This window comes from Clostridium sp. UBA7503 (assembly GCF_002477055.1).
Lineage (GTDB): Bacteria > Bacillota > Clostridia > Clostridiales > Clostridiaceae > Clostridium_J > Clostridium_J sulfidigenes.
Genome location: NZ_DLNT01000018.1, coordinates 1 through 13,898, shown reverse-complemented (window position 1 = coordinate 13,898; position 13,898 = coordinate 1). Strand labels below are relative to the sequence as shown.

The 13,898-nt window shown below is 31.3% G+C and carries 13 protein-coding genes; 1 reads left to right on the top strand and 12 read right to left on the bottom strand.

What is annotated here, in order from left to right; translation table 11 throughout:
* Positions 1-5 precede the first annotated feature (5 nt).
* The 12 genes from B3630_RS04780 to rsmH all read right to left on the bottom strand — a co-directional run bounded on the left by B3630_RS04780 (position 6) and on the right by rsmH (position 12,393).
* On the bottom strand, positions 6-674 hold the full coding sequence (locus B3630_RS04780; protein ID WP_346895991.1) for a YggS family pyridoxal phosphate-dependent enzyme: 669 nt from the start codon (positions 672-674) through the stop codon (positions 6-8).
* 117 nt (positions 675-791) lie between these two features.
* Positions 792-1,502 (bottom strand): DUF881 domain-containing protein, encoded by a 711-nt coding sequence (locus B3630_RS04775; protein WP_346895989.1) that lies wholly within the window; start codon positions 1,500-1,502, stop codon positions 792-794.
* A gap of 12 nt (positions 1,503-1,514) precedes the next feature.
* Positions 1,515-1,856 carry a small basic family protein gene (locus B3630_RS04770; RefSeq protein ID WP_343823599.1) on the bottom strand — a complete coding sequence of 114 codons (342 nt, stop codon included), beginning with the start codon at positions 1,854-1,856 and terminating at the stop codon, positions 1,515-1,517.
* Positions 1,857-1,872: 16 nt separating this feature from the next.
* Positions 1,873-2,583, bottom strand: coding sequence for a DUF881 domain-containing protein (locus tag B3630_RS04765; protein ID WP_346895987.1), 711 nt, complete (start codon positions 2,581-2,583; stop codon positions 1,873-1,875).
* A gap of 63 nt (positions 2,584-2,646) precedes the next feature.
* Entirely contained in the window at positions 2,647-3,447 is an 801-nt protein-coding gene (locus B3630_RS04760) for a cell division protein FtsQ/DivIB (RefSeq protein ID WP_346895985.1), read from the bottom strand.
* A gap of 230 nt (positions 3,448-3,677) precedes the next feature.
* The gene (gene spoVE, locus B3630_RS04755; RefSeq protein WP_346895983.1) at positions 3,678-4,787 is read right to left on the bottom strand and encodes a stage V sporulation protein E; all 1,110 of its coding nucleotides are present in this window, start codon (positions 4,785-4,787) and stop codon (positions 3,678-3,680) included.
* A 22-nt stretch (positions 4,788-4,809) separates the two neighbouring features.
* Positions 4,810-5,766 carry a phospho-N-acetylmuramoyl-pentapeptide-transferase gene (mraY, locus tag B3630_RS04750; protein ID WP_035129292.1) on the bottom strand — a complete coding sequence of 319 codons (957 nt, stop codon included), beginning with the start codon at positions 5,764-5,766 and terminating at the stop codon, positions 4,810-4,812.
* Positions 5,767-5,779: 13 nt separating this feature from the next.
* Positions 5,780-7,153, bottom strand: a complete 1,374-nt coding sequence (locus tag B3630_RS04745) for a UDP-N-acetylmuramoyl-tripeptide--D-alanyl-D-alanine ligase (protein ID WP_346895981.1) — start codon at positions 7,151-7,153, stop codon at positions 5,780-5,782.
* Positions 7,154-8,602, bottom strand: coding sequence for a UDP-N-acetylmuramoyl-L-alanyl-D-glutamate--2,6-diaminopimelate ligase (locus B3630_RS04740; RefSeq protein WP_346895979.1), 1,449 nt, complete (start codon positions 8,600-8,602; stop codon positions 7,154-7,156).
* Positions 8,603-8,721: 119 nt separating this feature from the next.
* Complete coding sequence (locus B3630_RS04735) at positions 8,722-10,917, bottom strand: stage V sporulation protein D (RefSeq protein ID WP_346895977.1); 2,196 nt, start codon at positions 10,915-10,917, stop codon at positions 8,722-8,724.
* A gap of 18 nt (positions 10,918-10,935) precedes the next feature.
* On the bottom strand, positions 10,936-11,433 hold the full coding sequence (locus B3630_RS04730) for a septum formation initiator family protein (RefSeq protein ID WP_346895975.1): 498 nt from the start codon (positions 11,431-11,433) through the stop codon (positions 10,936-10,938).
* Positions 11,434-11,460: 27 nt separating this feature from the next.
* Positions 11,461-12,393, bottom strand: a complete 933-nt coding sequence (gene rsmH, locus B3630_RS04725) for a 16S rRNA (cytosine(1402)-N(4))-methyltransferase RsmH (RefSeq protein WP_346895973.1) — start codon at positions 12,391-12,393, stop codon at positions 11,461-11,463.
* A gap of 354 nt (positions 12,394-12,747) precedes the next feature.
* Between rsmH and ychF the strand changes: the two genes are divergently transcribed.
* Positions 12,748-13,845, top strand: coding sequence for a redox-regulated ATPase YchF (ychF, locus tag B3630_RS04720; protein WP_346895971.1), 1,098 nt, complete (start codon positions 12,748-12,750; stop codon positions 13,843-13,845).
* Positions 13,846-13,898: the final 53 nt, after the last annotated feature.

Sequence of the window (13,898 nt, the reverse complement as noted above, 5' to 3'; positions counted from 1 at the left end):
TCCTCCTACCTTAATTTGTTATAATCTCTTTTCCCAAAAACCCCTTCACCAATTCGAATCATATTTGATCCTACTTTTAAAGCTTCTTTATAATCTCCACTCATTCCCATAGATAAAATCTCCATGGTAATATTTTTATAGCTTTTAGTTTTCAGGGTATCAAATACTTCTTTAGTCTTAGTAAAATAGTAATTACAACTTTCAGTATCTCCTTTTGGAATAGTAGCCATAATACCTTTCACCTTGACGTTTTTACATTGTTCACAAGCATTTATAAGCTCATCTAAATCTTCCATCATAATCCCAGTTTTAGACTCTTCTCTACCTATATTAATTTGAATTAATACATTTGCAATAACTTCCTTACTTGAAAATTGTTTTTCAATCTCCTGTAAAAGTCTAACACTATCTAAAGAATGTATTAAATAAACTCGTCCAACTAAATATTTAACCTTATTTCTTTGAAGATGACCTATTAAGTGCCACCTAATATCCTTAGGTAAGACTTCTTGTTTTTCTATTAACTCTTGAACTTTATTCTCTCCAAAATTTCTTTCCCCTAAGTCATATACATTTTGTATTTCAGCTATAGATCTAGTTTTTGATACTGAAATCAATGTCACTTCTTTTGGCAACTCATTCTTCAATTTTATAAAATTTTCTTCAATAGACAATTTTATTCCTCCCGTCTCATATACAAACTCTAGCTTATAATGGAAAATATATGCCCATATATTTTATTCTCGATATAATCTAAAAAACCTTTAATATTATTAATTTTTTCTAGTTTTTTATTTTGATTTTAAATACTCACTTTTTAACTCTCCATTATAGGCTGGCAACTTTTCATCATAAATTGATTCAATATCTACATAACAACCTCTTGCCTTTAAACTCTTAAGATGATTTTGTTCATTTTCAAGAAAACTATTTATTACATTTTCATTTCCTATAGCTGTAATATAAAACGGAGCTATTATTTTTATTCCATCTACCTCTATGGTTGGTCCAGCACAAAGTCCAGCTGTTGAACCTATTATTCTATATCCATTAATAGCTATCGCCTCCGCTCCTGCAGCTTTTAAATCATTAATAACCCATACTAAATCGTAATCATGAACAAGCATATCGTGAAGTACATTTTCCCCTAAAATTGTAAATTCAGGTGCATCATTTAAAGTAATTTTTACGCCGTTTCCAACAACTGGAATCAACCCTAATGCAATCTTATTTTCATTTATCTCTGCAGTCATCTCTTTTCTAACTTCATCCTCAGATATACTACTTCTTTCATATTTATTAATTTTATCATTAATTTCAACATATTGATCTTCTAAATTACTTATTTCATTTTGTAACTTTGTCCTACTGTCATATGCCTTTTGATATTGCTCTACATCTAAAAATTTAGTTTCTCCTCCTAAATTTACATTCATAGCTATTAAAATACCAATTATAATGGTAGCTATAAGTAAAAATATATTAGCTTCATTAACTCGCATTTAATTATCTCCTTAATGATGTGTTTTTATTCTATCCATCAATAATCTTCTTATAACAGCAAAGTTTGTAAATATCCTCTGTCCAAATATTATAATTGCTGCGATATATACAGGTATACCCAACTTATCCCCTAGATAAACCATTCCGGCTGCTAAAAATGCATTTCCAAAAAATCCTGATATAAATATATCTGGTCTAAAATCCTTATTTAAAGTAGCTCTAATAGCACCAAAAGTGGAGTCTATACAAGCAAATATTGCAACAGATATATATGGTGATAATTTAAGTGGAAAATTTATGTTGAAAGCTATTCCTAATATAATTCCTATTATAAGTCCTACTAATGCAATCATTTTAACACTCCTACTCTTAGTTTTCTTCTACTTCTTTTATATGTTCATATTTTACTGGTATACTTGCCTTTTTAATTTTAATGTTATCCTTTATTTCCGATGTAACCTCACAGATTCTTTTTACTCTATTAGGAATAAACCATCCTTTAGTCCCTTCCAATATAGTCTTATTTCCTATAGCTTTTATTACTATACGCTCCTGTGGTGAAATTCTTTCACCATTAATTCTAATACTATTTCCCGCTACCCTTATACTGCTGTTTCCAATAAGTCTTATATCATTTATAGATACAGCTTCAGCACCTGCAGCATATAATTCATTAACGATATACAGTAACTCATAATCTTGTATAGGATCATCTTCTACTTGTGGAGTGAATAAACTAGTTTTAGGATCAATATATATTATAATACCTGGTCCCTCAACATTAGTTACTCCAGCTCTAAGCCTAGTATTATTTAGTTCTTCAAGGAGCCTTTGATTCTTTGTATCTTCTGTTGCTTCCTTTTCGTATTCAGCCGCCTTCACCTCTAGTTCTTCGACAGTCTTTTCTAATTCTTCCTTTTGTTTTTTTAATTGTTCATTTTCTAAATATATTTCTGGACTTTGCGAACCCTCAACTTTATCTATACTTTGCTCTCCTATAGTATTAAGTTGAGTAATTATAACAAATCCAAACATTAAAAATATAAGTCCGGTACATAGCTTGGAAATAATACTTTTCACTTACCCTACCTCCCAATAAAATCTTTCTTGAACTATGATTCTTTTACCATTTAATCTTTTAAACTATTTTTCCTTATAAATAACTGGATTACCTTCAAAACTTACATCCACATATCCCTTCATCTCTCCAAAGGCCCCACTTTCTATTATACTAAAACCCCTAGCAATTTTACTATTCACTTTATCAACCGTTCCGAGTTTTATGTGTAAATTATTTACGTATACTTTTAAGTCTATAAAGTCATTAACTTCTAATTTTATTATGCTGTATTTTTCAAACAAACTATTTTCTTTTAAAAACTTGTAAATGTCGCAAATTCCCTTTATTTTATCTTCATCTATATTTTTAATCTGTTCACCTATTTTTAAATATGTTTCATCAATTCCTTCAATCCTCAAAGCTTCTATGCCTTCAACAGATTCCTTCTTTTCCAAAACCACACCCTTATCATCAATCACATAGAAACCTCCTGATATTTCTGTGTAGAAAGCAATCCTTCTCTCATTTATAGCAATAGATAGTTTATTAGGATATTTTCTAATAATGGTTGCTTCTAATATGTAAGGGTTTTTCTCTAGCTCTTTTTCCATTTTTTTTGTTTTTATCTTAAATATATTGGTACCCTTTTGAAGCTTTGTAGTTGCTTTAACACTGTCTTCAGATAAATTTACCAACCCACTAACTAAAATCTCTGATAAATTAAAAGCAGGTAAAGTTAAAGCCAAAGTTATTAAAATAGAAATCATTACTACAAGTAGTAATATGGTTTTTTTTAATTTAATTTTTTTTTTCTTTCGCTTTAATATCTCTTCTTTATTATCTATTATATAATTACCATAACTCTGTTTAGTTTTCTTTGCCACATTTTCACCACCAAATTACAATATATAAATATGAAAGTAAATTAATACACCTTATATCATACCATTTTTATATTACAAATTCATTACAAAAATATTAAATATTACGGCTATGCGTATTATCTTTTATTATTTAATAGTATGCTGGAGTATTTGTTCAAAATTCAATGCTATTACTACAGAGCCAAAATAATAGGACTGAAGAATACAAAGAATCTTCAGTCCTATTATTTCTATGAAGTTTTTTTATTGTTCTGCCGAGTTATATTAAGAAGTATTCCCATAAATAACATATTAATTACTAAGGAAGACCCTCCATAGCTTATGAATGGTAGAGGAACACCTGTTACTGGCATAGAACCTGTAACAACAGCAATATTAATTAAGCTTTGAATAACTACTACAGAAGTTATTCCTGTAGCTAATAGGGAACCGTACATATCCTTTGCCTTAGATGCTGCAATAACTCCCCTCCATAGAAACAGTATAAACAATATAATAATAAAGGCACAGCCTATAAAACCTAGTTCTTCACCTATAACTGACAATATAAAATCATTATGAGGTTCAGGAATATAAAAACACTTTTGTCTTGATTGACCTATTCCAACACCAATGAGTCCCCCAGAACCTAATGCTAAGAGAGATTGTACCAATTGATATCCATCTCCTTGAGAATCACTCCAGGGATTAGTAAAACTTAAAAGTCTTCTAAGTCTATATTCCTCTGTTAAAATAAATACAGCCCCTAAAACTCCTACAGTGCCTATTAGTCCCCCCATATGAATAACTTTAGTTCCAGCTACAAATAACATTATAAGACTAACCACCATGGTAACTGTGGCAATACTAAGATTCTTTTCAAGAAGAATCATTCCTGCTATAAAACCTGCAAATAAAAGGTTAGGCACTACGCCCTTCCAAAACTTTTTTATATTTTGAGGATTGTTTGATATATATTTTGCTACAAAAAGCACTACCACGTACTTTGCAATCTCTGATGGTTGAAAGGATAATGGGCCAAGTCTAATCCAACGCTGAGCTCCCTTTACTGGCGGAAATAAAAATACTAAACAAAGGGCTATAAATGTAAAGATTATTAAAATTCTTGTATACTTTTTATACTTATGGTAATCGATATTTAATGTTATCATCATTCCAACAAGTCCAAGTCCAGCCCATTGAAGCTGTTTCCATAGAAAGTATTCTGCATCATCATATTTAAAGGCTGAAAAATATGAACTGGCACTATATACCATGACAACTCCCACCGTAACTAACATAATAATTACAGCAAAAAGTAGAAAGTCCACATCTCCCAATTTCATTTTGGGTTTTTTCATATTAAATTCCTCCTACGCCATTTTAATAAGTTAGTGCAAGGAATCCTATTAAACATAGTATAACTGTTATTATAGAGAATACTGCTACTATCTTACTTTCATGCCATCCCTTTAATTCAAAGTGATGATGTAGAGGTGCCATCTTAAATACTCTCTTTCCAGTAAGTTTAAAGGAAGCAACTTGAATAATTACTGAAAGAGTTTCTAATAAATAAACTCCACCTACAATTATTACTATAAGCTCTAGCTTTAATATCATAGCAATAGCTGCAACAGCTCCTCCAAGAGCTAATGAACCACCATCTCCCATGAAAATTTGTGCTGGATAAGAGTTGTACTTTAAGAATCCAAGAATAGCTCCAGCTAGAATTCCACAGAAAATTGCTAAAGTATAATATGCCATGCCAAAACTTACAAGAGCAAAGAAAGTCATAATTAAAAGGGTAATAGAGCTACAAAGCCCATCTAATCCATCTGTAAGATTAACCGCATTAGTTACTGCTGCAAAGTATACTACTATAAAAGGTATAAATAGCACTTTTAAATCCCAAGTTACTGTGCCTAGGAAAGGTATCATAATATCCGTTCCTATTTTATCCTTAGCATAATATCCAAAGACTATAGATACTATTACTAAAAGCAACATTTTTTGATAGCTTTTTAAGCCTTCATTCTTCTTCTTGATTATCTTTAGACCATCATCTAAAAATCCAATAGCTCCAAAGGCAATAAGGGCATAAAGAGCAAGCATTGCCTCATCATGAGGATTTCTAACCATTAATATCATAGTAATACAAGTAGAAATAATAAATATTATTCCTCCCATGGTTGGAGTTCCCTGCTTTTTCAAATGACTTTGTGGTCCATCTTCTCTAATGTTCTGACCAAATTTCAACTTGTGTAATCCTGGTATTATAAATGGTGCTATTGCAAAAGATATTATAAATGCTACTAAAATAGAATATATTAATTTATTCATATTCCATCCCTCCCTATATATTTTTCTTTTGTAATTCTTTAATTATATTTTCAAATTTCATAGTTCTAGATGCCTTTATTAATAAAATATCATCACTTTTAATAGTTTTCTTTAATTCTGCTATTAGCTCCTCCATGGAATTGAAAGCCATAAATTTTTCACTGCCATAGCCCTTTTTAAAGTTCTCATTAAACTCTCCTAAGGTAAATAATAGATCTATGCCACTTGCCTTTGCATAAGCTCCCACGTGCTCATGAGCTCTAGTAGAATCTTCACCTAATTCCTTCATAGTTCCAAGGACAGCAATTTTCCTTCCATTATATTGTTTTAAAACCTCTAGAGCAGCCTCCATAGAATCTGGACTTGCATTATAAGCATCATTTATTATAGTACAGTTATTTAAATTTACAACATCCAATCTCATAGATGTAGCCTCTAAATTTTCTATTCCTCCTTGGATTTCTTCATAGGTAACCTCTAATTCTCTAGCTACAGCTATTGCCAATAATGAATTAAGCACATTATGTTTTCCTGGTACTGGTACTTTTATAGTAGCATTTACATCCTCACCATTTTCCTTAACACCAAACTCTATACTGTCCTTATTTATAATTATTCTACAACCTTTAAAATTATAATCACTATCTATACCAATTTTTACAATTTCGTATTTATTTGTGTAATAATTGTGAAGCATATCATTATCTCCATTTATAATTAATACATTTTCTTCTGTAAAATTATTTGCTATTTCTAGTTTAGCTTTTAAAATATTTTCTCTAGTCTTTAAGTTTTCTAGGTGAGATGTACCTATGTTAGTTATGACTCCTATAGATGGTTTTGCTACTTTTGCCAAGATATCAATTTCTCCCAAATCGCTCATACCCATCTCTAAAATTGCAACCTGGTAAGTTTTATCTAATTTAAATATCATCAAAGGAAGCCCAATATCATTATTAAAATTCCCTTGGGTTTTAAACACTTTATATTTTTTACTAAGAGCTGCTGCCATTAAATCCTTTGTCGATGTCTTACCTGTAGAACCAGTAATTCCTATCACCTTTATATCTAAAGTACTAATATAGTAGGATGCTAAATCAAGAAGCGCTCTCTTAGTATCCTTAACTAAAATTATAGATATATCTTTTTCATGTAAATTCTCATATTGTTCTTTTTCATGTACTATGCAAAGTTTTGCTCCACTATCTATAGCTCCATTTACAAATTTATGACCATCAAAGTTTTCTCCCTTAATTGCTATAAAAACATCTCCCGTAGAGACATTTCTACTATCTATGGTTACATTCGAAAATTCATCTATAGCTCCACTAATTAATATTTCTCCTGATATAGCCTCAGCTATTTCCTTTAACCCTATAGTTTCCATCTAAAGCTCCAACTCCTCTATCAATTCTAATACAACTTCCTTTTCATCAAAATGAATAGTTTCATTTTTAAGGATTTGGTAAGTTTCATGTCCTTTTCCTGCAATTATTATAATATCATCTTTTTCCCCGAGGAGTAATGCTGTTTTTATGGCTTCTCTTCTATTTTCAATAAGTTTATAGTTAGATTTCTTAACCCCAGCCTTAATATCTTCTAATATCATATAAGGATCTTCACTTCTTGGATTATCAGAGGTTATTATGGCTATATCACTGAGCTCTGTTCCTATTTCTCCCATGATAGGTCTTTTGGTTCTATCTCTATCACCACCACATCCAAAGATACAAATCAACTTGCCTTTAGTAAGTTCTCTAAGATTTTCTAAGATATTTTTTAAGCTATCTGGAGTATGAGAATAATCTCTAATTACTTGAAAACCCAAGTTCATCCCTAAAGTTAAGTTCTCACATCTTCCAGGCACAGTAACCTTAGAAAGTCCTTCAATAATAGTATCCATGTCTATGCCTTCATCTAAGGTAGCCCCAATACAACCTAGTGCATTATAAACGTTATATCTACCAGGTATAGGCAATTGAACTTTATATATTTTTTCATTTTCTTTTAAACTAAATATAATTCCTGTAGATTCTAAACTAATGTCTGTCCCCTTTAAATCACTTTGTTTTTCAATAGAATAAGTAGTTACCCTTGAATTTATTTTTTCAAGAAGCTTAATTCCATAACTATCATCTACATTTACCACAGAATGTTTACAGATTTTAAACAATTTACTTTTTGCACTAAAGTAGTTTTCAAAGGTTTTATGGAAATCTAAATGGTCTTGAGTTAGATTTGTAAATATTCCTTGCGAAAATTCAATTCCATAAACTCTATCTAAGTCTAAAGAGTGAGATGAAACTTCCATAACACAATAATCCATATCACTGTCCACCATATCCTTAAAAAGCTGTTGTAATTCCAAAGATTCTGGAGTAGTTTTTTCTGTATTAATCTCCTTATTCCCTATATAGTTAGCTATGGTACCTATTAGTCCAACTTTATACCCCTTTGCCTCTAATATTCCCTTTAACATAAAGGCACAAGTAGTCTTGCCATTGGTACCAGTTATACCTATTATTTTCATCTTTTTGCTTGGATTGTTATAAAAGTTTGAAGCTGCTGTAGCTAATGCCCTTCTACCATTTTGAACTTTTATAAATGTTATTCCTTCAACAAGAGTCACATCTTTTTCAACCACTACAGCTTTAGCACCATTTTCTATAGCCTTTGATATAAAATTGTGTCCATCTACATTAAATCCCCCTATGGCAAAAAATACATCTCCACATTTTATCTTTCTACTATCATATTGAGTATTATTAATTTCTATACTCTCATCTCCACTTAAGACTGTATAGGTTGCTCCCTTTAATATTTCTTCTATTTTCATCTTGCTCACATCCTTAAAATACTTTTCTTTCTAATTAAAACATTGTCCAAAATTTGATTTTTATACCTTATAGCATATAAAATCCGGTAGCACAAGTCAACCTGTAACTACCGGATAATCTAATCTACTAAGGTGCCCAGATGGAAGGTTACCGTGGTTCCTTTTTTAATTTCTTGGTTTCCTGCAACACTTTGTTCTACCACTAGACCTTCACCTATAAATTCACTCTTTAATCCTAAATCATCAAAAAGCTTTATGATACTTTCCTTTGTAAATCCCTTTAAATCAGGAATTATAACTGTATCTACGCTTCCATTACTGCCTCCTGCATATAGGATTATTTCTTTACCTTCCTTAAGAGTAAACCCTGGTTTTGGATTTATATCTGTTATAGTGCCTCCACTGCCTTCTACTCTAATAGTTAACCCTGCATCAGTTATTACTTTTTTAGCATCTGCAACTGATAGTCCTCTAACCTCAGGAACAATTACATCTGCTTTTAAACTTTCATCAACCTCCATATAGCTTCCATTAGGCTTCATTTCTGTATAATTAAACAAATCATTAAATAATTTCTGTCCAACTGGGGCAGCAATTTGCCCTGCATAGTACCAAGATGGATTTGGTTCATCAATAGATACAAATACTGTATACTTTGGATTATCAGCAGGGGCCATCCCTGCAAAGGATGATAGATACTTACCATTTGCATATCCACCATTAACAGTGTCTACCTTTTGTGCTGTACCTGTTTTACCAGCGATTCTATATCCATCAATTTTAGCCTTTGATCCTCCACCTGCACCAACTACTTGTTCTAAATGAGACCTCATTTCAGTCATAGCCTCTGGAGTAAACTGTTGTTGCTTTTCTATCTTATAGGCTTCATCAACTACTAGCTCTTCTTTATCATCGTAATGATTTATTTCCTTCATTAAATGAGGTGTTATCAAATATCCACCATTGGCAATTGCATTGAAAGCTCTCATAAATTGAACTCCTGTAGTTGTATTGCTTTGTCCAAAGGATATAGTAGCTAAGTCGGTTACAGATATATCTTTTGTTGCTTTAACTATACCTGCTGATTCACCTGGTAAATCAATTCCTGTTTTATGTCCTAGCCCAAATTTTTCAATATATTCGTTAAGGTTTGCAGCACCTAATCTCTCTCCTAAAATCATAAATCCAACGTTACAAGAATTTTTTAATATTTCTTCAAAGGTTTGAGGACCATGACCTGAAGTCTTCCAACAGTGAATATTTCTTCCTCCAATGGTAAGGGAGCCTCCACAATTAAAAGCTTCTCCCTCTGTAAGAATCCCTTTTTCTATGGCTGCCGTAGCTGTAACTACCTTAAAAATAGAACCTGGTTCATAGGCATCACTAACTAATCTATTTCTCCACATCTGCTGAATTTCATCATCTGATGTTCCTTCTGCCCATGGATTATTAGGATCATAATCAGGCTTATTTGCTAAAGCCAATATTTCTCCTGTATTAGGGTCCATAACCATAATTGATACTGCTTTAGCCTCATTATCTGCCAAGGCCTCTTCAGCTAGTTTTTCTGCAAAATTTTGTATATTCTCATCAATGGTAGTAACTACATTTCTTCCATCGATAGGTTCTGTAAATTCTGAGATTGTATATGGTAATCCCTCACTCTTTTGGTCAATTTCAGCAACTTTAATTCCTGGAACTCCAGATAGATACTTATTATAATAAAGCTCTAGCCCTGTAAGCCCTTCTCCATCTGAATTAGTATGACCTAATATATGAGCAGCAAAATTACCATTTGGATAATACCTTTTAGTATCAGGTGATATTACTATACCATTTATGTTATTATTTTTACAAAACTCTCTTATGGCATCTGTTGCATCCTTTTCTATTCTTCTCTTTAATATTGCAGAGCCTCTAGGTTTTCCATTGGGAAGAGGATTAGTTAGTATGTGTAATACATCAGCCTGTTCTTCTCCAATTATTCCACTTAAAGTTGTTGCAACTTGTTCCATGGTCATTCCATTATTTTCTATATCTTTTCTTAAAGTATTCAAATCTAAATCCGCTCTATAAACATTAGCACTTATTGCTAGCTCATTACCATTTCTATCTAATATCTTACCTCTTTTAGCATTTATCCTAACATCACTGGTCCATTGCTGTTTCGCTAAAGACTTATAGGTTGATTCTTCAACAAACATAACATAACCTAATCTTACACTTAATCCTAAAAAAACTAAGAATGCTAATAGCATAGCTAACATCATTCTCTTTTTCATTAACACTTTATCAACAAAATATTTCTTTGCCACCTACAATTACCTCACTAACTAATTAAATAATAAGTTTTTAATTTTACTTAATAAACTAACCCCTTTTTCTTCATCAGTGCTACTTGTAGCTATCTCTTTAATTGCATTAATATCACAATAGATCGCATTAGTACTCTTTGGTTCAATCATTTTTAATTCTTTAGTGGCAACTTCTTCTATGTAGGAAAAATTGTTAAACTTAAGTAGTTTTATTCTCAAATCTTCACTCTCTTCTGTTAGCGTTTGTATCTGCTCTTGAAGAACTATTATTTCCTTTTGATTATTATATATAGCACTGTATCTAGATACAATAATAGCCCCTACTAATCCTGCTGCTACTATACTTCCATTAAGCTTTAAAAATTTTGTTATCTTTTTCTTCCTAATTTTTCTTAATTCTTCTTTACTTGGGCCTTGTTTAGTAGGAGTTTTTACCCTTTCTCTAGGTAACGGATTTACCTGAGAAGCTAAGGCTGTATTCCCACTTACCCTATTTTTTCTATTTTCTACTACCATTTTACTACCCCCATCTAGTTTTTAGAACTAAATCTTTTTACATCCCCTTAACTTGGCACTTTTACTTCTTGAATTATTATCAAGTTCTTCCTTAGTAGCTTCTATAGGCTTTTTGTTAATTAATTTAATTATTGGCTTTTTCCCACAAACACACATAGGAAGATCCTTAGGACACTTACATGGATCCACTAAATCTCTAAACTTATTTTTTACAATTCTATCTTCTAAAGAATGGAATGTAATTATTTCCATAACTCCATCCTTATTTAAAGCTTCTATGCCATCGCCTATGGCTCTATCTAAAATACTCAATTCACTGTTTACTTCTATTCTAATACCTTGAAATGTTCTTTTAGCAGGGTGTCCTCCCTCCCTTTTAAACTTGGCAGGTATGCACTCATCTATAATTTTTACAAGTTCAAGGGTAGTTTCAACAGGTTTTACTTTTCTTTTTTCTAATATCCTCTTAGCAATTCTTCTTGAAAACTTCTCCTCACCAAAATCTCTAAGAATTCTAAAGAGTTCATCCTCACTATACTCATTCACTACATTATAGGCTGAAAAAGCTTCTTCCCTATTCATTCTCATATCTAAGTCTGCTTCCTTCATATAGCTAAAGCCTCTTTCACCTTGATCCAACTGATAAGATGAAACTCCTAAATCCATGAGTATACCATCAACTTTTTCTACTCCCAAAGAATCCAATATGTCCTTAATATTATAAAAATTATTGTGTACATAGGTAACGTTATTAAACTCCTTTAGCTTTTCCTTTGCAGCCTTAAGTGCATCTAAATCTTGGTCTATTCCTATCAATCTTCCTTTTGGTGAAAGTTTCTTTAAAATTTCCTTTGAATGACCTGCTCCACCTAAAGTACAATCAACATATATACCATCTTCTTTAATATCTAACATTGCTATGCATTCTTCTAACATTACTGAAAAGTGTTTAAATTCCATTATATATTCTCCTTTGTTATGTCTATGGTTTATAAAATATAAACTACAGAATCCATTTATACACTTATCATTGTACCATAAATAATTCTATAAGTTTACATAAATTCCTTTTAAATATTCCCTAAATGAAAAACTTTTTTAAACAAATTTATAAATATATATAAAGAATCTCCAATTAATTTCCAATATATTTAAATTTTATAATATAATTCCTTATTTTTCTACGAGCTTTTCCTAATTACTCGATATAACTTGTAGAATTATTGAAATTACCTTTTCTGTAGAGTATAATTTAAAAGAATGAAATTTTTAAGTAATAAGCCACATGGTTTACATAGAAAGGACGAATATTATATGAAATTAGGAATAGTAGGTTTACCTAACGTAGGAAAGATTACATTATTTAATGCTATTACAAAAGCAGGAGCAGAGTCTGCTAACTATCCATTTTGTACTATAGAGCCAAATGTAGGAGTTGTTAGTGTACCTGACAGCCGTCTTGATGTATTACAAAATTTATATAATTCTAAAAAACAAGTACATACTGCTATAGAATTCTATGACATAGCAGGATTAGTTAAAGGAGCAAGTAAAGGTGAAGGACTTGGAAACAAGTTTTTATCTCATATAAGAGAAGTAGCTTCAATAGTTCATACTGTTAGGTGTTTTAAAGATGATAATGTTGTTCATGTAGAAGGATCTGTATCGCCTATAAGAGATATTGAAACTATTAATTTAGAATTAATTTTTTCTGATTTAGAAGTGCTAGAAAGAAGAATGGAAAAATCTATAAAACTAGTACGTTCAGGGGATAAGACTGCAAAAGTTGAATATGCAATTATGGAAAAAATCAAAAAACATTTAGAAGACAATATGCCAGTTAGAACTTTAGAGTTTACAGATGAAGAAGAAGAATTTGTTAAATCTCTTTTCTTAATAACTTCTAAACCTGTATTATATGCATGCAATGTAAGTGAAGAAGACTTAATGGAGTGTGGCGGAGAAAACGAAATGGTAAAAGAAGTAGAAGCCTATGCTGCTAAGGAGAAATCTGAAATCATCATAGTATGTGCTAAATTAGAAGAAGAATTATCTACATTAGATGATGAAGAAAAGAAAGACTTACTTTCAGAGTATGGTCTTGAAGAATCAGGTCTTGATAAACTAATCCATGCAAGTTATAAACTTCTTGGACTAATGAGCTACTTAACTGCTGGTGTTCAAGAGGTAAGAGCTTGGACAATTAAAATAGGTACAAAGGCACCTGCGGCTGCTGGTAAAATTCATACCGACATTGAACGTGGATTTATCCGTGCTGAGGTAATTTCCTTTGATAAGTTAGTTGAATGTGGCTCTGAAGCCGCAGCTAAAGAAAAAGGCTTCTACAGACTTGAAGGAAAAGAATATATAATGCAAGATGGAGATGTAGTAAACTTTAGATTTAATGTATAATTATTCTAAAATTAAATTCTTTATATAATTTGAAAGGGGGCGTCGCAAAATAA